The 21,870-nt window shown below is 66.1% G+C and carries 20 protein-coding genes; 13 read left to right on the top strand and 7 right to left on the bottom strand.

The window, feature by feature from the left end:
* The first annotated feature begins 5 nt into the window (after positions 1–5).
* Positions 6–1,295 (top strand): PucR family transcriptional regulator, encoded by a 1,290-nt coding sequence (locus AWC08_RS24540; RefSeq protein WP_069434480.1) that lies wholly within the window; start codon positions 6–8, stop codon positions 1,293–1,295.
* 78 nt (positions 1,296–1,373) lie between these two features.
* Positions 1,374–2,687, top strand: a complete 1,314-nt coding sequence (locus tag AWC08_RS24535) for a LuxR C-terminal-related transcriptional regulator (protein ID WP_065137583.1) — start codon at positions 1,374–1,376, stop codon at positions 2,685–2,687.
* A 23-nt stretch (positions 2,688–2,710) separates the two neighbouring features.
* Here the strand turns inward: AWC08_RS24535 and AWC08_RS24530 are convergent, their stop codons facing one another.
* Together AWC08_RS24530 and AWC08_RS24525 are read right to left on the bottom strand one after the other, a co-directional pair.
* Positions 2,711–3,571, bottom strand: a complete 861-nt coding sequence (locus AWC08_RS24530) for a MaoC/PaaZ C-terminal domain-containing protein (protein WP_065137584.1) — start codon at positions 3,569–3,571, stop codon at positions 2,711–2,713.
* Positions 3,572–3,576: 5 nt separating this feature from the next.
* Positions 3,577–5,439, bottom strand: a complete 1,863-nt coding sequence (locus AWC08_RS24525) for a PHA/PHB synthase family protein (protein ID WP_082986821.1) — start codon at positions 5,437–5,439, stop codon at positions 3,577–3,579.
* Between the two features lie 241 nt (positions 5,440–5,680).
* Here AWC08_RS24525 and AWC08_RS24520 point away from each other — a divergent pair, with 241 nt between their 5' ends.
* The 4 genes from AWC08_RS24520 (at position 5,681) to AWC08_RS24505 (ending at position 9,690) form a co-directional block, all read left to right on the top strand.
* Complete coding sequence (locus tag AWC08_RS24520; RefSeq protein ID WP_065137586.1) at positions 5,681–6,823, top strand: acyl-CoA dehydrogenase family protein; 1,143 nt, start codon at positions 5,681–5,683, stop codon at positions 6,821–6,823.
* A gap of 127 nt (positions 6,824–6,950) precedes the next feature.
* Positions 6,951–7,949: an NAD(P)H-dependent flavin oxidoreductase gene (locus AWC08_RS24515; RefSeq protein ID WP_065137587.1), complete on the top strand. Its 999-nt coding sequence runs from the start codon at positions 6,951–6,953 to the stop codon at positions 7,947–7,949.
* On the top strand, positions 7,946–8,365 hold the full coding sequence (locus AWC08_RS24510) for a nuclear transport factor 2 family protein (protein ID WP_065137588.1): 420 nt from the start codon (positions 7,946–7,948) through the stop codon (positions 8,363–8,365). The genes AWC08_RS24515 and AWC08_RS24510 overlap by 4 nt, the downstream gene beginning before the upstream one ends.
* A gap of 110 nt (positions 8,366–8,475) precedes the next feature.
* Positions 8,476–9,690 carry a cytochrome P450 gene (locus AWC08_RS24505; RefSeq protein WP_065137589.1) on the top strand — a complete coding sequence of 405 codons (1,215 nt, stop codon included), beginning with the start codon at positions 8,476–8,478 and terminating at the stop codon, positions 9,688–9,690.
* A gap of 4 nt (positions 9,691–9,694) precedes the next feature.
* On the opposite strand, the gene AWC08_RS24500 is transcribed toward AWC08_RS24505, so the two are convergent.
* Positions 9,695–10,729: a zinc-dependent alcohol dehydrogenase gene (locus AWC08_RS24500; protein WP_065137590.1), complete on the bottom strand. Its 1,035-nt coding sequence runs from the start codon at positions 10,727–10,729 to the stop codon at positions 9,695–9,697.
* A gap of 91 nt (positions 10,730–10,820) precedes the next feature.
* Between AWC08_RS24500 and AWC08_RS24495 the strand changes: the two genes are divergently transcribed.
* The gene (locus AWC08_RS24495) at positions 10,821–11,597 is read left to right on the top strand and encodes an SDR family NAD(P)-dependent oxidoreductase (RefSeq protein WP_065137605.1); all 777 of its coding nucleotides are present in this window, start codon (positions 10,821–10,823) and stop codon (positions 11,595–11,597) included.
* 87 nt (positions 11,598–11,684) lie between these two features.
* Here AWC08_RS24495 and AWC08_RS24490 read toward each other — a convergent pair whose 3' ends face one another.
* Positions 11,685–12,776, bottom strand: coding sequence for an SDR family oxidoreductase (locus AWC08_RS24490; RefSeq protein WP_197522026.1), 1,092 nt, complete (start codon positions 12,774–12,776; stop codon positions 11,685–11,687).
* 138 nt (positions 12,777–12,914) lie between these two features.
* Here AWC08_RS24490 and AWC08_RS24485 point away from each other — a divergent pair, with 138 nt between their 5' ends.
* Both AWC08_RS24485 and AWC08_RS24480 read left to right on the top strand, forming a co-directional pair.
* Positions 12,915–13,787, top strand: a complete 873-nt coding sequence (locus tag AWC08_RS24485) for an enoyl-CoA hydratase/isomerase family protein (RefSeq protein WP_232008004.1) — start codon at positions 12,915–12,917, stop codon at positions 13,785–13,787.
* Complete coding sequence (locus tag AWC08_RS24480) at positions 13,784–15,193, top strand: amidase (protein ID WP_065137591.1); 1,410 nt, start codon at positions 13,784–13,786, stop codon at positions 15,191–15,193. The genes AWC08_RS24485 and AWC08_RS24480 overlap by 4 nt, the downstream gene beginning before the upstream one ends.
* Before the next feature lie 19 nt (positions 15,194–15,212).
* On the opposite strand, the gene AWC08_RS24475 is transcribed toward AWC08_RS24480, so the two are convergent.
* Both AWC08_RS24475 and AWC08_RS24470 read right to left on the bottom strand, forming a co-directional pair.
* On the bottom strand, positions 15,213–16,241 hold the full coding sequence (locus AWC08_RS24475; protein ID WP_065137592.1) for a fused (3R)-hydroxyacyl-ACP dehydratase subunits HadA/HadB: 1,029 nt from the start codon (positions 16,239–16,241) through the stop codon (positions 15,213–15,215).
* An 85-nt stretch (positions 16,242–16,326) separates the two neighbouring features.
* Positions 16,327–16,995 carry a DUF998 domain-containing protein gene (locus AWC08_RS24470; RefSeq protein WP_085088335.1) on the bottom strand — a complete coding sequence of 223 codons (669 nt, stop codon included), beginning with the start codon at positions 16,993–16,995 and terminating at the stop codon, positions 16,327–16,329.
* Between the two features lie 80 nt (positions 16,996–17,075).
* Here AWC08_RS24470 and AWC08_RS24465 point away from each other — a divergent pair, with 80 nt between their 5' ends.
* Positions 17,076–17,702 (top strand): TetR/AcrR family transcriptional regulator, encoded by a 627-nt coding sequence (locus tag AWC08_RS24465; protein ID WP_065137594.1) that lies wholly within the window; start codon positions 17,076–17,078, stop codon positions 17,700–17,702.
* Here the strand turns inward: AWC08_RS24465 and AWC08_RS24460 are convergent.
* Positions 17,687–18,322 (bottom strand): dihydrofolate reductase family protein, encoded by a 636-nt coding sequence (locus AWC08_RS24460; RefSeq protein ID WP_065137608.1) that lies wholly within the window; start codon positions 18,320–18,322, stop codon positions 17,687–17,689. The genes AWC08_RS24465 and AWC08_RS24460 overlap by 16 nt on opposite strands.
* A gap of 154 nt (positions 18,323–18,476) precedes the next feature.
* On the opposite strand from AWC08_RS24460, the gene AWC08_RS24455 reads away from it, so the two are divergent.
* The 3 genes from AWC08_RS24455 to AWC08_RS24445 all read left to right on the top strand — a co-directional run.
* The gene (locus AWC08_RS24455) at positions 18,477–19,292 is read left to right on the top strand and encodes an SDR family NAD(P)-dependent oxidoreductase (RefSeq protein WP_065137595.1); all 816 of its coding nucleotides are present in this window, start codon (positions 18,477–18,479) and stop codon (positions 19,290–19,292) included.
* A 21-nt stretch (positions 19,293–19,313) separates the two neighbouring features.
* The gene (locus AWC08_RS24450) at positions 19,314–20,357 is read left to right on the top strand and encodes a glycoside hydrolase family 6 protein (protein WP_065137596.1); all 1,044 of its coding nucleotides are present in this window, start codon (positions 19,314–19,316) and stop codon (positions 20,355–20,357) included.
* A gap of 500 nt (positions 20,358–20,857) precedes the next feature.
* Positions 20,858–21,870 (top strand): PE family protein (locus AWC08_RS24445; RefSeq protein WP_142283788.1); only part of this gene is annotated, 1,013 nt, incomplete at its 3' end.

Raw genomic sequence — 21,870 nt, 5'->3', positions numbered from 1 at the left:
CGTAGGTGGCTCAGGACTCGGTGCGCATTACACCTGAGGACGCCGCAGCGGTGGCCGCGAAGGTCGACGTCACTGACCTGGCCGAGCGCATCGGGTTGCGGGCGGTCCAGGTGATTGCAGAACTGCGTGACACCGAAGACAGGGACCTGGAGCAACTCACTGTCGAAGCCGCGATGAGCAACGTGTACGCGGTCTTGCGCGGGTTTGCCGCCGCCGAGTCGGCGGACTCAGCCCAAGCACCCGAACCGACCTTGAACTGGGTCTCGACGTTGGCGCAGCGGGGTATCGCGGTCGCGGCGATTCCGCGGTGCTACGTCATCGGCCTCGGGTTGTGTGACGCCGCGCTCAGGGAGGCCGTGTATCACCTGGGCGTATCCGAAAAGGCGAAGTGGCAATTGACCAATGCGGCGTCGGAGTACCTGTTTCGCTACTGCGAGAAGGTGTCCGGCGATCTCGTCGACCACTACGCGCGGGAACGCGAACTGTGGGTGCGCGGTGCGGATTCGTTACGAGCGGAATTGGTGACGGCGATCGTGTCGGGGCGACCCGTCGACCCGCACGTGAGCAGTGCCGCGCTGGAATACAACCTCGACCGGCCCCACGTCGCGGTGGTGGTGTGGTCCGACCCGCACAGTCCGGACAAGCCTCCGCTGCAGGCGCTCAAACGGGCTGCGGCCGAGGTCGCGCGGCACCTCAAGGGCATTGAGTTGCTGGTCGTGCCCGGCGGTGCGTCGATGGTGTGGGCGTGGACCAGCGGCCCGGTGGTCACCGACTTGCTGCCCGAGGGGATGCATGTCGACATGCCGTTGATGGCGGCCGTCGGCGGGGTCGGGCATGGGCTGGATGGCTTCGTGCAGTCCCATCGGCAGGCTCGGGACGGGCGACGCATGAGCGGCGTGTTCTCCCTCCCGCCAGGCACGGTGACCGTGCACCGCGACGTCGCCTTAGACGCGCTGGTGACGCGGGACCTGTCGGCGGCAGGAGTATTCGTCAGGGCCGAGCTCGGCGAGTTGAGCTCGGACTCCGAGCGCAACCGCCGGTTGCGTGCGACATTGACCGCCTATTTCGAAGAGGGCCAAAGTTGGGGTCGCACCGCCGAGCGGCTTGGTGTGCACCAGAACACCGTCATGTACCGCGTTCAGCAGGCCAAGGAGCTGCTCGGCCGGCCGCTCAACGAGCGGCGATTGGAGCTGGAGGTCGCGTTGCGCCTGGCCGAGGCCAGTCGCAATTTGAGCCCCGGTGCGCTGGCCAGTGCCGGCCTGCCCGATCGTGCGCGACCGGCTTCGGCGCTGTAGTCCCGTTCCAGAGGTCGCAGACGGATTTGGAAGCCGCTTACATGTTGCGGTGACCTGCGCCTCTTTAGCTTTGTAAATATGACTACCGCCACGATCGACTTGGCAGCGGCCCTCGATGGCCCAACTTCCAGCGCCGACGACTCGCCGCCGGTTCGCCCGATCCGTGTGCCAGACGGCGATGTGTGGACTCAAATCGGCGAACCCCTGCGCGACTCGGCGCTGCGCGATCGGGTCGTCGCGGCGCTGCACCGCTTCGGCGATCTAGTTCCCGGCGCGGGCAGCGTGGACGCGGCTGCCAACATCGATCGCAACTTCGGCCGGATTCAGGCAGCTCTGACCCGCGCCTACGACCAACTGGCCAAGTTGGGTTGCGAACCTGCGTTGCCGGTGATCACGCCGGCGGCAATGCGGCTGATCGAGCTGATGACCGAGATCGGTGCGCTGCAGGTCGAAGTGGCTCAGGCACAGGTCCAGCAGAAGAACGACCGCTACGCCGCCGTGCGCAACGCCTTGTCGCGGCTGCATGGCATCGATTCGATCGAGCAGATGCTCGAGCGCGCACCGACTGAGTTGTGCCGCTGCGGATTCGACCGGGCCATCATCTCCCGCGTCGAGGAATCGACATGGTGGGTGGAAGGCGTGCACGTCAAGTCCGACCCTGAATGGGCCAGCGACATCGCGCGTGTGGGCCGCGATCATCCCGTGCACATCGACCATCTGCTGATCGAGAGTGAGATCATGCGCCGCCGTGCCCCTGTCCTCGTCGGGGACGCGCAGCACGATCCGCGTACCAACGCGGCCATCGGTCAGGCGTCGTTGTCGCGGTCCTACGTGGCCGCGCCGATCATGCCGGACGGCCGCATCATCGGGTTGTTGCACGCCGACTGCTACAACAGCCGGCGACACGTCGACGAGGACGATCTGGCGGTGTTGTGGATGTTCGCCGTGGGATTCGGCTTCGCCTACCACCGCACGATGCTCAGCGAACGACTTCGCGCGGCGCGCAATGAAATTCAACGTCTGGCCCGCGGGATAGCTTCGGCGGCGGACGATCTGTGCACCGTCGAGGCGATGCTGGGTCGCCCGCAGGCTGCGTCTGACGCAGCATGCCCGCCGGTGGCTGCGTCCTTGGCGGCCGATACCAGTATCGAGATCCTGCTGTCGCGGCGCGAAATCGAGGTGGTGTCGTTGATGGCCCAGGGCATGAGCAACGGCGCGATCGCCACCCACCTAGTCATCTCCGAAGGCACTGTGAAAACCCACGTGAAGCACATCCTGCGAAAGCTGAAGGCCTCCAACCGTGCCGAAGCGGTATTCCGCTACATGCGGATGGCCGCGGTGCACGGAGCAACGCCCGCCGCCCAACGCCGAACACCCGGCCGCGGGTACTAACGCCACGGTGAGTCGCCGGCGGATCAGCGCACCTCGACGACTGCATGGGACAACACCGCGGTGTCGCGGTCTTTGCACACCGCATCGACGAGGACGGCGCCGTCCACTTCCCACATGCGGGCGACGACCGTCTCACCGGGATAGACCACGCCGGCGAAACGGGCACGATAACTCAAGACCCGGCTGACGTCGCCGCCGAGCACTCCGTCGACAACGGCTTTGCAGACGATCCCGTAGCTGCACAATCCGTGCAGGATGGGTTGATGAAAGCCACCGCGACGGGCGAAGTCCGGGTCGGCGTGGATCGGGTTCATGTCCCCGGACAGCCGGTAGAGCAGCGCCTGCTGCGGCAACGTTGTGCAGGCGATCTCGACATCGGCTGCCCGCTTTGGCTTTTCGGGCACAATAGGGGAGGGGCGCGACGCAGGCCGGCCGAAGCCACCCTCGCCGCGCACGAACGCGCTGAATCGGTTGGTGCACAACGGTTGCGCGCTATGTGCGTCACGGGTGACCGCTTCCAGCACCACCAAGGCGCCGCTGCCCTTGTCGGAGACGTCGCTGATGGTGGCCGACGTGCACACCTCGGCAGCGACCGGAAGCACCCCATGAAGTTGGAGTTCCTGTTCGCCGTGCAGCAGGCGGGTCAGGTCGACGTCCATGCCCGGCAGGTTGAGCATGTCAGGCAGCATCGGAACCGCCGGGATGACGCCGTAGGAGGGCAGAACCTTCAGTGCGCCTTCGTAGGTGTAGGCGAGTTCGCCCGGATCTGTCGGCGTTGCGCCGGCGCCCAGGCCCAAGTGGTAGAGGATTACGTCGGTCTCGCTCCACGTAGTGCGTCGCTCCGGAAGGTGGGCCCCAAGGACCTTGTCGACATCGATGGGCACCGGCCTCAACCTCGCGACTGTTTGAGGACGTAGGTGCCCGGCGCGGGTGTTAGCGGCGGGTAGTCGTCGTTACCGAGATGGGCTGGGGCAGCGACCCTTTCACCGCCCCGCTGCACCAGCCATGGTGCCCAGTCCTGCCACCACGTACCTTTGTGCATCTGCGCCGACTGCAGCCATTCCTCGGGGGTGGCGCACGATTCGTCGCCGAGGCGGTATGACGACTTGGGGTTTCCCGGGGGGTGGATGACCGCAGCGATGTGTCCGCTGGTCGACAGCGCGAAGCGGGTTTCGCCGCCGAGCATGGCCACGCTGCGATAGCAGCTCGGCCAGGGGGTGAGGTGATCGGTCTCGCCGCCGGCGACGTAGGCGTCGCAGGTGATCTGAGTCAGGTCGATCGGCGTACCCAGCACGGTGAGCGCGCCGGGTTTGACGAGCGGGTTGGAAAGTCCGATTTCCATCAGATCGCCGTGCAGCGCGGCCGGCATGTTCATCGAATCCTGGTTCCAATACAGCAAATCGAATGCCGGCGGCTTATTGCCCAGGTAGTAGTTGTTGACGAAGTTGTTCCAGATCATGTCGTTGGGCCGCAGCCACGCGAAGGTACGGGCCAACTCGGTGCCGGCGAGGTATCCCTTGCGTTTGACCTTGGCCTTGGCGGCGTTGGCCATGTCGGGGGAGGCGACCGACAACACGGGGCCGCCGCGGCGGACGTCGAGCACGGTGACCATCAGACTCAACGTCGCAACGTGGTCGATGCGGCCGAGGGCGGCTAGGTGCGCTACGGCGGTGGTGGTGGCGATACCGCCGGCGCAGAACCCAACGACGTGCACCGCGTCGGCACCGGTGACCTCGCGGGTGGTCTCGATGGCCTCGACGATGGATCCCACGTAATCGTCCAAATTCCACGCCGCGTCGTCGCGCCCTGGGTTGGCCCAAGACAGCGCAAAGGGTTGTAGCTCATGATCGCCCAGGAACTCGACCATGCTCTTGCCCGGCGAGAGATCGACGACGTAGAACTTGCTGATCATCGGCGGAATCAGCAGTACCGGCGTCTTGACGACCTGCTTGGTGCGCGGTTGGTACTGGATGAGTTCGAAACGCTTCGCGCGGTGGACCACTGCGCCGGGTGAAGCCGCGAGCGTCTCACCCACTCGGAAGGGGGTGGTGTCGACGTTGGCGGGTAGCTTGACCGGCGAGCGGGCATCCCGCACCGCAGCGCGGGCACCGGCGACGAAGTTCTCCCCGCCGCGGTCGATCGTGGTCTTCCACACCGTGGGATTGGTCAGCGGAAAATTCGTCGGCGCCAGTGCGTCGAGGATGTTGTCGACCACGAGGGCAAGCCGTTCATGGTCGGCCCATTCCAAGTCTGGCTCATCGGCCAGCGCACGGACGAAGTCGCTGATACTCAAGTAACCCTGACAGATCCGCCGGAACAGCCAGCTCTGTTTCCAGGCGGGGTCGCGGAAGCGGGAGTCGCCTTTGGCCGGCACGCGGTCCGATTCGCCGGTGACGACCTTCGCCAAGTCGGCGGCCACCGCGGCGGTGTGCCCGACGACGTGTCCGGGACGCTTGGCCAGCCCGCCCAACGCCTTGAGGAACTCCGACCCGGGAAGGAAGCGGTTCTGCTGATCGGCGGCCTGGGCCATCAACTGATCCAGCCCGACGTTTTGCACCTGCCCGGTGCCGTCGGTGATCTCAGGGCGTTTCGTGCGTTGGCGCGCAGTCGCGTCCTCGGTCGTCAACGCCGCACTGGCCGGCACCGCCGAAGGCGACGGGTTGGCCGCCGTCTTGCGCGGTTTGGCGACGTTGTTCCTCGAAGAGGTAGGCGGTGTCTTTGGCGGGCTGGGTCGTACCGGCGGTGCACTCATGACCCCACGTTATGAAGACGCGGCCGTGCGCGGGACCTCCCATTCGCTGTAACTCACTCCCCCGAATGGGCTGTCGTCATTCAAACAGCTAGGCACGGAGCAGGATTCGCGGGCACGCTGACTGTGCTAGGCGTTGCTGCCAGCCGCCGATGGCGGCCAGTCCGCGGTGAGCACTGCGGGGGCGAACGCGTTCAGATCGGCCAGGAAATGTTCGGAGGCACCGTGTCTTCAGGAGTGCACTGTGTCGGTTGACCGGCTGTTGCCCACCGACGAGGCGCGCGAGCTCATCGAATTGACGCGCGCCGTCGCCGACAAAACACTCGACCCGATTGTCGATCAGCACGAATCCGCGGAAACCTACCCCGACGGGGTCTTTCCCGCGTTGGGTGCTGCGGGACTCCTGAGCTTGCCGTTCCCGTCGAAATGGGGTGGCGGCGAACAGCCTTACGAGGTTTACCTGCAAGTCCTAGAGGAGCTTGCGGCGCGCTGGGCGGCCGTTGCCGTCGCGGTCAGCGTGCACAGCCTCGCCTGCCATCCCATGGCGATGTACGGCACGGAGGCCCAACGTCAGCGGTGGATGCCCGACATGCTCGGCGGACATATGGTCGGCGCCTACAGCCTGTCGGAAGCCGATGCCGGCTCCGATCCGGCCGCGTTGTCCTGCAAAGCCGCCCGGGTCGAGGGTGGCTACCGCATCAACGGGTCCAAGGCTTGGATCACCCACGGCGGTGTCGCCGACTTCTACACCCTGTTCGCCCGCACCGGTGAAGGCACGCGCGGGATTTCGTGTTTTCACATCCCGGCCGGGATAGACGGGCTGAGCTTCGGCAGACCCGAGGAAAAGATGGGCCTGCACGCGGTGCCGACGACGACCGCCCACTACGACGACGTGTTCGTTCCCGACGAACTACGCATCGGCAACGAAGGCCAGGGCCTGGCCATCGCGTTCAGCGCCCTTGACGGTGGACGCCTCGGCATCGCCGCAGTTGCCACCGGGTTGGCGCAGGCTGCGCTCGACGAAGCCGTCCGATACGCCGGGGAGCGAAAGACATTTGGCCGCCGCATAATCGAACACCAAGGCCTGGGATTTCTGCTTGCCGACATGGCGGCCGGCGTCATCAGCGCTCGCGCGACCTACCTTGACGCTGCCCGGCGACGCGACGCCGGCCGGCCGTATTCGGCACAGGCCAGTGTGGCCAAATTAGTCGCCACCGACGCCGCGATGAAGGTGAGCACCGACGCGGTGCAGGTGTTCGGCGGTGCCGGTTACACCCGTGATTACCGAGTCGAGCGCTATATGCGCGAAGCGAAGATTACCCAAATCTTCGAGGGCACCAACCAGATTCAACGACTCGTCATTGCCCGCGCCCTCGAATCGACATGACACCTACCAGTGCGCGTCGATGCGTTCAGGTTCGAGACGAAGGGATATCGGTGGAAATCAGAGACTCGGTCGCGAGCGTGACCGGAGGATCATCGCGGCGTCCGCGCGACGATGGGAGAACGGGCCGATGACGATGACGACGAAGTTTACCCGGACCTTCGGTGTCGAACATCCCATCGCACAAGGCGGCATGCAGTGGGTCGGCCGCGCCGAACTCGTTGCTGCCGTGGCTAACTCGGGCGCTCTGGGCTTCATCACGGCGTTGACTCAGCCCACACCGGCCGATCTGGCCAATGAGATCGCCCGGTGTCGTGACCTGACGGCCAAGCCGTTCGGGGTGAATTTGACCATCCTCCCATCGATCAATCCGCCGCCGTATGAGGAGTATCGGAAGGTGATCATCGACTCGGGTGTGAAGGTCGTTGAAACCGCCGGCTCCAACCCGGCACCGCATCTGCCCGTCCTCCACGACAACGGCGTCAAGGTCCTGCACAAGTGCACTTCGGTGCGCCACGCCGTCAAGGCGCAGGACCTAGGGGTCGACGGCATCAGCATCGACGGCTTCGAATGCGCCGGCCATCCTGGTGAGGACGACGTACCCGGCCTTGTCCTGATCCCCGCCGCCGCCAGGCAGATCCAGATCCCCATGATCGCCTCCGGCGGATTCGCCGACGGACGGGGGCTCGTGGCGGCCCTGGCGCTCGGCGCCGACGGCATCAACATGGGATCTCGGTTCATGTGCACCGTCGAATCGGCGATCCACCCGAATGTAAAACAGGCCATCGTTGACGGCACCGAACGAGGCACCGAGCTGATCTTCCGCACCCTCAACAACACCGGCCGCGTCGCCAGCAACACCGTCTCGCGGGAAGTCGTCGACATCCTGAAATGGGGAGGAACCTTCGAGGACGTTCGCCACCTCGTCTCCGGAGCCCGCGGCCGAACGGTCTACGAGACAGGTGATCTCGAAGCCGGCATCTGGTGGATCGGAACGTCGATGGGTCTCATCGACGACATCCCTACCGTAGGAGAACTCGTGACACGGATCGTCGACGAAGCGCAGGATCTGATCACCGGGCGACTGGCAGGCATGCTGGCCGGTGCGACCGCCGCGGTGGCGTCGTGACCGCGCCGGCCGTCGAACGCTGGTTCGAATTCATGAACAGCGGCGATGCCGAGGTTCTCGACGATCTGCTGGCCGAGGACGTGAGGTTCTACTCACCAGCGGTGCACCGGCCCAAACAGGGGCGAGCCGTGGTGACCGGGTTTCTTATGGCAGCGGAACACCTCTTCGCCGGTACCGATTTCCGCTATGTCGCGCAATGGGTCCAAAGCGATTCCGCCGTCCTGGAATTCGCCGTCGAGCTCGATGGCATGCAGATCGAGGGCGTGGACATCGTGCACTGGAACGCCGATCACCGGATCACGTCGTTCAAAGTCATGGTGCGCCCCCTCAGGGGGCTGCAGACGGTGTCGACGCGCATGGCCGAAACCCTGGAAGATATGCGTCCGGCTGGGCCGCCGCCCGCGCACGGTCAATAGCTCCGCCACGGCCACGCTTGGGGTCCGAACTCGACACGCAGGCCCGGCCTCCGGGTCAATCTGGCTCAAGCTTCGCCACGACCGGCCCAGCAGTTGCTACCGTCCACGCCATGACCGCCACAATCGACCCCGTCGACTTTTTCGGTGACGCGGCGATCCAGGACCCCTACCCGTTGTATGCCCGGCTGCGGACCGACGGTGGTGTCCACCGAGTCGGAGATTCGGATTTCTACCTGGTGAGCAGCTGGGCGGCGATCACTGAAGTGGTCAACAGGCCGGACATCTATTCGTCGAATCTCACCGCGACGATGACTTTCAGCCCGGACAAAGGGGTCGCCGCCTTTCCGATGGAGGGTGTCGGGGGCCGCACCCACATCCTGGTCACCGCCGACGACCCCGTGCACGCCGCACATCGCAAGCTGATGCTCGGCCAGTTCACCGCCAAGCGAGTGCAGGCCTTCCAGCCACTGATTGTGGAGGTCTTCGAAAAGCTCTGGGCCACCGCGGCTCTCGACGGCGGGATTGAGTGGATGGACGGCCTCGCCAACCGGCTGCCGATGACCATCGTCGCCGACCTGATCGGTGTCCCGGAAGCCGACGCTGACCAGCTGGCGCGATGGGGGTATGCCAGCACCCAACTGCTCGACGGCCTGATGGCGGGCGACGAATTGGCCGCCTCGATGGCCGCCATCGGCGAATTGAGCGCCTACATCACCACGCGCCTGCAGCAAGCCGCGGCCAACCCGGGTGACGACCTGATCGGCGCGCTCGCGAAAGCACAAGCGGCCGGCGAGCTCGACAACTTCACCGCGCAGCTGATCCTGGTGTCCCTATTCAGCGCCGGCGGAGAGTCGACCGCATCGCTGCTCGGCACCGCGGTGGACATCCTGGCCACTGACGGGGAGCTGCAGCGAAAACTACGCGACGAGCCCGAACTGCTCGGAGTGTTCATCGAGGAGACCCTGCGGCTGGAGCCTCCGTTTCGGGCGCACTACCGGCACGTCTTGAAAGACACCGAGTTGGCGGGTAGCCCGTTGCCGAAGGACTCGAAGGTCCTGCTGCTGTGGGGGGCGGTCAATCGTGATCCGGAGCATTTCGAGGCCCCGAACGAATTCCGGCTGGATCGCCGAAACAGCAAGGCGCACATGAGCTTCGGCAAAGGTATCCACTTCTGCCTGGGTGCGCCACTGGCACGGCTGGAGGCCACGACGGTGCTGCGGATGCTGCTGGACCGCACGGAATGGTTCGACGCCGCCGAAGTCGGCCCGTGGCTACCCAGCGTGCTCGCCCGTCGTCGCGAGTTTCTGCGGTTGACCTTCAAGTGATGCGTCAGGAAACGGTGACCATCACCTTGCCGCATTCGCGGCTGTCGCCGAGCAGGGCAAGCGCCGCGTCAACCCGGTCAAGCGGGAAGCGGTGGGTGATCAGTGCCGAGAGGTCCCGGCGGGCCAACAGGTCGACGGCGTCGGCGAAACGGGCCGGATATTCCATGGAGCCGCGAATCGTCAGCTCCTTCATCAGCACACCGAGAAAATTGACCGGCACCGGCTGGTAGTGCAACGCCACCACGCTGATCCGCGCGCCCGGTCCGGCCCGATCGATAATCCCGGTGAGCACCGCGTCCGACCCCGAGGCCTCGATGAATGCGTCGGTCGCAGGTGCGTGTCCGTAAGCCAGGGACCGGGTCCCGTGCAGGCGTTCCAATTCCCGCCACACTTTCGTCTGGCTCGGATCGATCGAGGCTGAGGCGCCAAGGAGTTCGGCGAGCCGCCGCCGCTCCGCGGAGAGATCCACCGCGACGATCCCGCTCAGCCCGCGATCCGCCAGCGCGGCGATCGCGGCCAAACCGATTGGACCGCAACCGAAGACGGCAACATTATCACCCGGACCGACATCGGCCTGCTCGGCGGCGTGCATTCCCACCGCGAGCGGTTCGGTGAGCGCTGCGACGTCCATCGGCATGTCATCGGGAACCGCGATGAGCCGCCCACCGGTGGCCGCATCGCGGACCAGCACGACGTCGGCCAGACCACCGGCGGCGCTGCCCCCACCGATGCGGCCGGAGGCGTCGTTGCCAGGATGCACCACCACCCGCTGGCCCGGTATCACCCCGTCGACCTCGGCGCCGACCTGCATGACCACGCCTGCGAACTCATGGCCGAGTGGCATGGGCTCCCCGCCTGGTCCGGCCAGCCCGCCGAGGCGGATGTAGGTGAGGTCACTGCCGCAGATGCCGCAGGCGTGTACCTCGACGAGAGCATCCCGCGGACCGCAGGACGCCACGTCTACGCGATCAACAGACACCGTCCCTGGTGAATGGACGCGGACCTGCCGGGTGGTGGGAACAGAAGGCGCGGATGTCATTAGCCCGCGACACTAAGCCCAACGGTGTCGTTCAGACAAGGTCTGTGCAGGCCCGGCAGGCGCCGACACCGCAACACGTAATGTGCTCAGCGTGGATATCAATGGAGCTAGCGCAATCGTCACCGGTGGAGCCTCGGGTATCGGAGCTGCGACGGCCCGCCAACTCGCCGCCAAAGGCGCCCGGGTCGTCGTCGCCGACTTGCAGGCCGAACGCGGTCAGGAACTGGCACACGAGATCGGCGGCGTGTTCGTCACCGTGGACGTGACGAACACCGAGCAGATCGAGGACGCCGTCAACACCGCAGCCGACCTCGGCCCACTGCGGGCGCTCGTGAACTCAGCCGGCGTCGGCTGGGCGCAGCGCACCATCGGCAAGGACGGTGAATTCGCGTCCGCGCACAACCTGGACGCCTACAAGAAGGTCCTCGCCATCAACCTGGTCGGCACGTTCGACTGCATCCGGTTGGCCGCCACCGCGATGAGCCGCAACGAGCCGACCGAAAGCGGCGAGCGCGGCGCCATCGTCAACATGACCAGCGTTGCGGCGTTCGACGGTCAGATCGGCCAGGCGGCCTACTCGTCGTCCAAGGGCGGTGTCGTCGGTTTGACCCTGCCGGTGGCACGCGACCTGTCCGCGGTCGGCATCCGCGTGAACACCGTGGCGCCCGGGCTCATCGATACCCCGATCTACGGCGAGGGCGAGCACGCCGAAGCCTTCAAGGCGAAGCTGGGTCAGTCGGTGCTCTTTCCCCACCGCCTGGGCAAGCCCGACGAACTGGCGTCCATGGTCATCGAATTGATCACCAACTCCTACATGAACGCCGAGGTCGTCCGGGTCGACGGCGGCATCCGGATGCCTCCGAAGTAGCGGGCCGCGCGAGCGCGCGCGTGTTGCCGGGGACACGCCGCTGCCGCTGGCAATTTGTGGTCGCTCGCGCCCAGAAGGGCATGCCCACTAGAGCTTGGAAAGCCCCGGGATCCGTTGCACCAGACCGTCATCGAGCATCTGCTGGAAGTGGTCGCTGATGGTCTCTTCGACCGGCCGGTACTTCAAGCCGAGTTCCTTCTGGCTGCGCGAATTGTCGAAAGCCAACGGGTAGCCCACGTTGCGGTCGACGAACTTTCTGGTGATGCCGACAACAGGAGCGATGACCTTGAAGACCGCCTTGGGCGCCGTCGTTCTCGGAAACGCGTAGAACGGACCGAACCGTCGGCGCAGGATCTTGCCGATCTGCAGAAAGGTCAACGTGGCGGCGTTGGCGATGTAGCGTCCATGCGCCTCGGGAGTGAAACCGGCGAGCAGGTGGGCTTGCGCAACATCTCGCACGTCGACCACGCCGGTGGCCATGTCCGGCGCCCCGGCCAGCATGGTGCCGTCGTAGAACTGCTTCATCGTGCTCAAGCTGGCCGAGTCGCTGGCGCTGGTCAGCGACGGGCCGAGCACCAGTCCGGGGTGAATTGTCACCATGTCCCAGCGCTCCTGCTCCTGCTGGTAACGCCAGGCTTCCCGCTCGGCCACCGTCTTGGAGTAGGGGTAGGGCTGATGGTCGGCACTGCTGGTGGTGTTCCAGTGTTCCTCGGTGAAAACGCCGTTGGGGACATCCCGTGACTCCCGGGCGTCGCCGTAGATCGCGACCACGCTGCTGGTCAGCACCACGCGCTTGACGCTGTCGGTGCGGTTGACCGAATCAAGTACGTTGCGGGTGCCCTCCAGCGCCGGCCGGACCAGGGCCTCCTCGGCATCGGTGAAGCCGGAGATGAGGAACGGCGAAGCGGTGTGCATGACGAGCTCGCACCCCTGCATCGCCTCGTCGAAACTGCCGGGCTCCAGTAGGTCGGCTTTGAAAAGCTTGAGCCGGCCGGGGTGGTCGTCGGACAGTTTGTGCAGGTGCTCAAGGCCGGACGTCTTGTCGGGATTGCGCACGGTGCCGTGGACGGTGTGCCCGGCTTCGAGCACCGTACGCACGATCCAGCTGCCGATGTAGCCGCTGGCGCCCGTGACGAGCACCGGCGCGGCAGGGTCAATCGTGGTCGAGGATCGGCTCATGGAGGTTGTTCCTCTCTCGCGGGACGCATCGCAAATGCTGCTGTTCGGACCCTAGCGCGATGAGCCTGCGGAACCTACCAGACCGCCGCTGTATCAGATAGATTCCCGCAGCCGAGAGTGATCACTAGACTGGCCGTCGTGGCCGGGACAGACGCCCAGGGCGGCGTGGAAGATGGCATCCGCCAGTTGATGCAGAGCGACCCACCTGTGGACGCTGTCATCGATCGCGTTGCGCTGCAACGGTATCGGGGCGTCGCGGTGGTCACACTGAGTCATCCGCAAGCGCAGAACGCGCTGAACCTGGCAAGCTGGCGTCGCCTGAAGCTGCTGTTCGACGACCTCGCCAACGAAACCGAACTGCGGGCGGTCGTGGTTCGTGGCGCCGGTGGCAAGGCGTTCGCCGCAGGCGCAGACATCAAAGAATTCCCGGACACTCGGATGACGGTGGTGGATGCCACCGATTACAACGAGGCGGTCGCCGCCTGCCTGAGAGCTCTGTCGGCAGTACCGGTTCCGGTGATCGCAGCGGTCCGCGGGCTTGCTGTCGGGGGCGGCTGCGAACTGACCACGGCGTGCGACGTCCGCATCGCAACCGAGGACGCGCGATTCGGCATCCCGCTGGGCAAGCTCGGAGTCATTCTCGGCTTTACCGAAGCCGAAGCCGTTGCCCGCCTCATCGGTCCCGCAGCGCTGAAGTATTTGCTGTTCAGTGGCGAGCTGATCGATGTGAACGACGCCGCACGCTGGGGACTGGTCGAAAAAGTAGTTGCCCCAGACGATTTGGCAGAAGTGACGGCTCGACTCGTCGGCCAGATCTGCCGGCAGTCCGCAGTCACGATGCGTTCGACGAAGGTGGTGGCCAACATGTACGGCCGGGCCTTGACGGGCGCCGACACCGATGCCCTGATCCGATTCAGCGTCGAAGCCTACGGGGGAGCCGATGTGCGAGAAGGCGTCGCGGCCTTCAACCAGCGCCGCCCACCCCGCTTCGACGGCAGTGCGACGGTGTGACGTCGCTGCGCGAATCTGACGACGAGATCTGGAGACTCGAACTCACCGAACTCGCCGAGCTGATTCGCACCCGGCAATTGAAGTCGCAGGACGTGACCGACTCGACGCTGCGTCGAATCGAGAGGTTGGACCCGCGTCTGAAGAGCTACGCGTACGTCACCGCGGAGGCTGCCCTGAGCGCGGCGCGTGCTGCTGACGCGGAGATCGCCCGGGGACGATACCGCGGGGTTCTGCATGGCGTGCCGATCGGTGTGAAAGATCTGTGCTACACGGCCGACGCTCCAACTGTCGCGGGCACCAACATCTTTCGAGACTTTCGCCCGTCACACGACGCCACGGTGGTCGCCCGGCTGCGCGCCGCCGGCGCCGTGATCGTCGGCAAATTGGCCATGACGGAGGGTGCCTATCTCGGCTATCACCCCAGCGCCGAGATACCGGTCAATCCATGGAACGCGGCAGCGTGGGCGGGTGTGTCCTCGAGCGGTTGCGGCGTGGCCACAGCCGCGGGACTGTGTTTCGGCTCGATCGGATCGGACACCGGGGGATCGATCCGGTTTCCCGCGAGCGCCTGCGGCGTTACCGGGCTCAAACCGACGTGGGGCCGCGTCAGCCGGCACGGAATAGTCGAGCTGGCAGCGACTTTCGACCATGTCGGACCCATCGCCCGGAGCGCTCTCGACGCGGGGGCAATGCTGACGGTCATCGCGGGACCTGACCCTCGTGACCCCACTTCGTCACCCGAGCCCGTCGTGGACTATGCCGCGGACCTGACCTTGACGCGACCGCCCCGCGTCGGAGTGGACTGGGCACAGCTGGCCACCTTCGACGAGGACACGACGTCGATGCTGGCGTACGTCGTCGAGACGCTCACCGGTATCGGGTGGCCCGTCGTAGAGATCGAGTTGCCCGCGCTCGACCGTGTCATCGCGGCCTTCGCCAAGCTGCGGGCGGTGGAGACGGCGCGCGCACACGCCGAAACCTATCCGTCCCGTGCCGGCGAATACGGCCCAATTTTCAGCGGGATGCTAGAGGCCGGGCGCGCCGTGACCGCGCAGGACTACCAGGGGTGCTGCCAGCAGCGCCGCGAATTCACCGCCTCGCTGCGACGGGTGTTCCGGAGCGTGGATCTGCTGTTGCTGCCCAGCCGGGGTATCGGAGCCGCGACCTTGGCAGCGATGCAGGCGCTGGGACAGGACGCGGCATTGACCGCGGCGACGGCCCTGCCGTCCGCGCCGTTCAATATGAGCGGTCACCCGGCGATAAGTTTGCCCGCCGGCGTCACGCGTGACGGAATTCCGATCGGGTTCCAGTTCATCGGGCCCGAGTTTCGGGAGCGATTTCTGGTGTCAGCCGGCCACGCATTCCAGCAGGTCACCACGTTCCATCGCCGACGCCCGCAGCTGTGACCGGTGCTCGGTGAGCCCGTCAGCTGAACCGCACGTGCAGTGTCGCCAGCCCGAAGATCTTCCGGCCGGCCGACTTGGCGCCGACGATGATGACACCGGACCGCGTTTCGGGATCCAGCGACTTGATCCGGCCGCTGAACTCGATGTCCGCACCCTCGAGGGCCGAGACGATCGCGGGCTGGGAAAGCCGCACCGAGTAGCGGGTCACGGCACCGGGGTCGCCCGTCCAGGCGGAGGCGAATCCGGCGCCAAGACCCATGGTGAGCATGCCGTGGGCGATCACGTCGGGGAGTCCCGCTGCCTTGGCGAGGGTCTCGTCCCAGTGAATCGGGTTGGCGTCGCCAGCCACACCGGCGTAGTTCACCAGGTCGCCCCGGGACAGTCGGGTGTGGCGCACCGGTAACTCGTCGCCGACCTTCACCTCGTCGAAGGACGGCGTGCCCGGCGTACGTGCCGTGTCCTCGGCGATGCGGACCTCACCCTCGGGGCGCACCGTCTTCACGTAGGCGGCGTGGGCTTCGCCGGTGTCGAGGATGTTGACGTCGTGCATCATCGCTTTCTGAACCGCCGCCTTGACGGCCGGATCGAAGTCCTCGGCGGTGATCCCCACGACCGTCGTGTGCAGGGTGTGCACCCGTTCGCCGGCCGTGTCGGTGTAGGTGTTGGTCACGGTGATCATGTCCCGGCCGGCGATTCTGCGCACCGAGGTCAGTTCGACGTCGATGCGCAGTTCATCGCCCGCCACGATCGGACGGTGTTGCTCGAAGACTTCTTCGGTCTGCAGATAGGTGTCGTAGCCGACGACCACTTCCTCGAACATGCGGCGATTACAGGTCATGCCCGGGACCGACGTGAACGTCAACGGCGCCACCAGCCCCGAATAGCCCAGCTCTGCGGCGGCGGCAACATCCCAGTGGGCAGGGTGATAGTCCTGCACAGCGCGGGCGTACTCACGCACCTTCTCCCGGCCCACCTCGTAGGTGTAGTCCATCTGGTAGTAATGGCCGACCCGAGATTCGAGCGTCGAAGCCTCTGCCGCTGCGGTCATGAGTGTTTGCCCAACTGTTCTGTCGGCGGGTTGGTCGGGGCCGACCACAGCACACTAGCGCGCCGGCTCTGAGCAAACGGCGCCGCTACGGACGGCCGACGTGGCGGTACAGCGTGACGCTGACGGCCGGGAGCCACGCCCACGCCAGGACGACGGCCGCGGTGAAGGCCAGAATCGATACGGTGCCACCGGATCCGGAGGCCAAGGCCAGGAAGGTGGCCGCAAACGCGATGGCGGTGAGGCGCGAGAACCATGCCCACCCCGTGCGGCCGGGCGTCTTGGCGAACCAGCCGCCGAGCACGAAGCAGGTGGCGACCAGGCAGACGAAGCCGGCACCGGCGACGGCGAAATGGACCAATCCGTGCCAGCTGGGCTGACCGATGCCGGGCGGCGTACCGGGCGGGAACCCGTCGGAGGGGTCGGCGCGGAATACGGCGGCGACCATCAGGGCCAGCCCGTAACCGCCGAGTAGGCCGGCCGCCCACGCGGAGCGGCGGCCGCGGCCGAGTGTCCGGCCGACCCCGACCGCCGCTGCGATCGTCATCGCGCCGGTCACCAGGAAGGTCGCGATCTGAATCCATCCGAGGTCGCCGTTGGCGAGCTGGCTGGCCGCATGCCGCGTCGGGTCGAACCCGTCGCGGGTCGCGGCCTGTATGGCGACCGACAGGACATAAAGCGGGCCGGTGATGACGCCATAGCCCAGCAGCGACTTCGTAATCCGGTCGGCCAGAGGCGGGCAATCAGTGGTGGTCATGGCGGTCCCTCGTGTCACTATGAAACTAGACCGTACAGTACCAAAGAACTAGACTGTCCAGTACTGGTAGACGGAGGGACATGACCGAGCCAGTCGGCCGTTCGGCCCGAAAGCGCCTGACCATCCTGTCTGCGGGACGGGAACTCTTTCTTGGCAACGGCTACCAGGGCACCAGTGTCGACGCGATCGCCGCGTCGGCTGCTGTCTCCAAACAGACGGTGTACAAGCACTTCGGTGACAAACACGAGCTGTTATTGGCCATCGTCAACGACGCGCTGGACAGCACGGTGTCTGCGTTTGTGGAACGCGCGTCGATCCTCGCTGAAACAACCGACCTGGAACCCGATCTGACCGCGTTCGCTGCCGACTACCTGCGCGCGGTGTTGCAGGAACACGTGGTGCAGTTGCGGCGGCTGGTGGTCGGGGAAGCCAACCGCCTGCCCGAGCTCGCCGCGCTCTACTACGAGCGGGCCCCGGCCAGAATGCTGTCGGCCTTCGCCGACTGCTTTGCCCGCCTGGGTCGGCGTGGTTTGCTGGACGTGCCCGAACCGGCTACCGCCGCAGAACACTTCGCGTTCCTGGTAGTCGGGCGGTGCATCGACCAGGCGCTGTTCTGCGGTGGCCCCCAAGTGGAATCCGATATCGATATCGACCGCCACGTGCGGTCCGGCGTGCGGGTGTTCCTCGCGGGTTATCGGCCCGGCTGACGAGCATGGTTTGCGGCGCTCATGTCTCCGGTTGCGGGAGTGCCGTCAGCGAGTGCGTAACGCAGGTAGACCGTGCCGGTGGGACTGGCTACCGGTGGCTCGATCAGTCTGAGGTTGGTGGGCACCGAGCCACCGTCGAATACCTTCTTGCCCACACCGAGCACGATGGGGTGGACCCAGAGGTCAAGGCGGTCGAAAAGTTTCTCGCGCAGCAGGGTCTGCACCAGGTTCAAGCTGCCTACGACTTTCACGTTTCCATGGCGATCCCGGATCTCGCGCACCGCGCCGGCCAGGTCGGGGCCGAGTTGGGTGGAGCCGGACCACGACAGGTCGGGCCTGCCGCGGGAGGCCACGTATTTCGGGACGCTGTTGAACAGCGTGGCAATCGCGCCGTCCCGTTGGTGCGGCCAGTAGGCGGCGAAGATGTCATAGGTCCGCCGGCCCAGTAGCAGGGCTTCGGTGCCCTCGTAAGCGGCACCGACCTGAGCTCCGGTGACCTCCTGCATGAGGGGTGCCTGCCAGCCGCCAAAGGGAAATCCGATCGGGTCCTCGTCCGGTCCGCCCGGCGCCTGCCCGACCAGATCGAGAGTGGCGAACAGCTCAATATGGATGTGGCCCACGGCTTCTCCCAACATGTGTTGGATAACTCGGTCGCAGGGTCAGACCGGTGAGCGTCGACAAAATCATCGCTACGTGCAACCGGTCACACCCGATGAGATAGAACGGTAGGAGCTACCCGACTGCTTCACCGTAGATGCCCAGAGGAGCTCAGCCATGGAATCCGTCAAGGGAAAGAACGTTTTGGTCACCGGCGCCGCAATGGGCCTCGGCAAGCTGTTCGCCACGCAGGCCGTCAAGGAGGGCGCTGCCTCGGTGGTCCTCTGGGACGCCAACGAGGCCGCCTTGAAGGAGACCGCAACCGAGCTGGAGGCGGCCGGGGGAACCATCCACTACGACACCGTCGACGTCACCTCACAGGACCGGGTCGCCGAGGCCGCGGCGCAGGTGCGTGCGACGGTCGGCACCATCCACGTGCTCTTCAACAACGCCGGCATTGTCCGCGGCAACGGTTACTTCTGGGAGAACCAGCCGCGCGACTTCATGCTCACCCTGGAAGTCAATTCCATCGGCCCCATGCTGGTGGCCCGCGAATTCCTGCCCGCGATGATCGAGGCCGGCACCGAATGCCGCCTCGTCAACATCGCGTCGTCAGCCGGGCTCAACGCCATCCCCCGCATGGCCGCGTATGCCGCCTCGAAGTGGGCGGCGATCGGCTTCTCCGACTCCGTGCGGTTGGAGCTCGAACAGGCCGGCCACGACCAGGTCAAGATCACCACCGTGTGCCCGACCTACATCAACACCGGCATGTTCGACGGCGCCAAAGGCATCCTCTTCACCCCGATGCTCGAGCAGGAAGACGTCGTCAACGAGACCTGGAAGGCGATGCTGCAGGGCAGCCCGTTCGTCGTCATCCCGTGGACGTCGAAGATGAACAAGGTGCTCAGCGCGGTGCTGCCGATCCGGTTGCGCGACTTCTATCTGCGGCGCGTCGGCGTCTACAACTCGATGGACGAGTTCAAAGGACACTAACTCTCAAGCTGTTGTTGACGATTGGCGATTATCACAATTCGGCATTATTTTACTGGCGTGACGTCAACAGCTGCAGGTGCAGTTTCCCGGTGGATCGCCCCCTTCCTGACGGCCGCGGCCGTTGCTGCCACGGGTCTGGTGGGCTCGACGCAGCCCGCACCGGCCCCGTCGATGCGACTGGTGGATTCGTCCAACCCGCTCGCCGGACAGTCCTTCTACGTCGACCCCGCGTCGGCGGCGATGGGCGCCCACAATGCCAATCCGGGGAACGCGCAGCTGACCGCCATCGCCAATACACCGCAGGCGTACTGGCTGGATCAGGCATTCCCTGCTGGTTCGGTCGGCGGCCGGGTCGCGTCGTATGCCGGCGCGGCGCAGGCGGCCGGCAGCATGCCGATCTTCGCGCTGTACGGAATCCCGCATCGCGACTGCGGTAGCTACGCATCCGGCGGGTTCGCCTCCGGCGCGGATTACCGGGCATGGATCGACAGCATCTCCTCCGGGCTGGGCGGCTCGCCCGCGGCGATCATCGTCGAACCCGATGCCCTCGACATGGCCGACTGCCTGTCGGCAGACCAGCGCCAGGAACGCTTCGACCTGATTCGCTACGCGGTGGACACGCTGACCCGCGATCCGGCCGCCGCGGTCTACGTCGACGGCGGACACTCCCGCTGGTTGAGTGCCGAGGAGATCGCCAACCGGCTTAACCAGGTCGGTGTCGGGCGCGCCCGGGGATTCAGCCTCAACGTCTCGAACTTCTTCAGCACCGACGAGGAAACCGGTTACGGCGAGGCGGTTTCCGGCATGACGGGCGGCGCGCACTACGTCATCGACACGTCGCGTAATGGTGCCGGTCCCGCGCCCGACTCCGCGCTGAGTTGGTGCAACCCCTCCGGCCGTGCTCTCGGCACCCCGCCCACCACGGCGACTGCGGGCGGGCACGCCGACGCGTACCTGTGGGTCAAGCGTCCCGGCGAATCCGACGGATCGTGCAACGGCGGCGCCTCGGCGGGCCACTTCGTGAGCCAGTACGCCATCGACCTGGCTCAGAACGCCGGCCAGTAGAGCGGTCAGGCCTCACCCGGCCGAGAACACCAAACCCGAAACACCGCGGCGGCGCTACGAGCCGCATGTTAGGTGGTCGGTTGTCCAGGCTGCCCACCGTGAGTCGCTAACTGTAATGGTCTATTTGATGTCAGCTCCGGAGACACGAATAACCTTTTAGAACGCGATTCCATTTCGAGGATGTGGTTTATTCACCTCGATTTCCGAGGGTGCGCACCTGGTGCCCAGTCGCCCATAAGGACAAATCGATGCTGGTGGCCGGCGCGGCAGTCGTGTCGCGAATTGCGCCGCTAAACGCCCTGTCACCGGGCTGTTTCCAGCTTTTGTAGGCTTGGGCCGGACAGCACCTGCCGGTCAATGCCTTTTTGATTGTTCAATGGACGCCGAGGCGCCAAGCAGCAGTTCTGCAGAATCTGAAAAAGGTGCAGACAATTCTGCACTACAGGCGTAGCGTGCGCGGCGCAGTTGTTTCTGTTGACGGGGAGGCCCGGGAGGCCACTATGTCGTCCTTTGTGATCGCAAATCCTGAGTTGCTGACCGCGGCTGCGGCCGATGTCAGTCAGATTCGTGAGGCCCTGCGGGCAGCCAGTGCCGCGGCCGCACCCTGGACGACGGGCATTGCCCCGTTGGGCGGCGACGAGGTGTCGGCGGCGATCACCAAACTGTTCGGTGGCTACGGACAGGACTTCCACGCGCTCAGTGCGCGCGCTGCGGTGTATCAGGCCGAGTTCGTCCAGACGCTGCTGACCGGGTCGGGGGCATATGCGGCTGCCGAGGCGGCTAACGCATCCCCGTTGCAGGTGCTGGAGCAGGGGGTGCTGGGCGTGGTCAATGGGCCCTCCCAGCTGCTCACCGGACGTCCGTTGATCGGAAACGGAGTCGACGGTGCGCCGGGGACGGGGCAGGCCGGGGGCGACGGCGGGTGGCTCCTGGGCAACGGCGGCCGTGGCGGCTCCGGTGCGCCCGGTCAGGCCGGCGGGCATGGCGGGTCGGCCGGGTTGTGGGGGGCTGGTGGCGCCGGTGGCGCCGGTGGGAACGCGACCGTTTCCGGTGGCGCCGGCGGAGTCGGCGGTGCCGGCGGGGCCAACGGGTTGTTGGGTGGCGGTGCCGGCGGGGTTGGCGGCGCCGGTGGAGTCGGCGCCGCTGGTGTTTCGGGATCCGGGTTAGCCGGTGGGTCTGGAGGTGACGGTGGCGCCGGCGGAGCGAATCGGCAGCTCTTCGGAGTTGCCGGGGCGGGCGGTGCCGGTGGGGTCGGCGGTGCCGGGGGGACAGGCATCGCGGGCAGTGGCGGGCCGCTGGGTATGACCGGACAGCTCGGCGGGATCGGCGGGACCGGCGGGACCGGCGGTGTCGGCGGTGCGAACCAGGCCCTGATCGGTGGGGTAGCCGGAGCTGGCGGTACTGGCGGGTTGGGCGGTGCTGGCGGCTCGGGTGGCCACGGTGGCAACGCGATGATCACGGGCTTGACCGGCGGCGACGGCGGGCTTGGCGGGGTGGGCGGCACAGCAGGGGC

Origin of the sequence: Mycobacterium gordonae, from assembly GCF_002101675.1 — a bacterium.
Taxonomy (GTDB): Bacteria; Actinomycetota; Actinomycetes; order Mycobacteriales; family Mycobacteriaceae; genus Mycobacterium; species Mycobacterium gordonae.
Note: the sequence above shows the minus strand (reverse complement) of the source record. Positions and strands in the feature narration are given on the sequence as shown.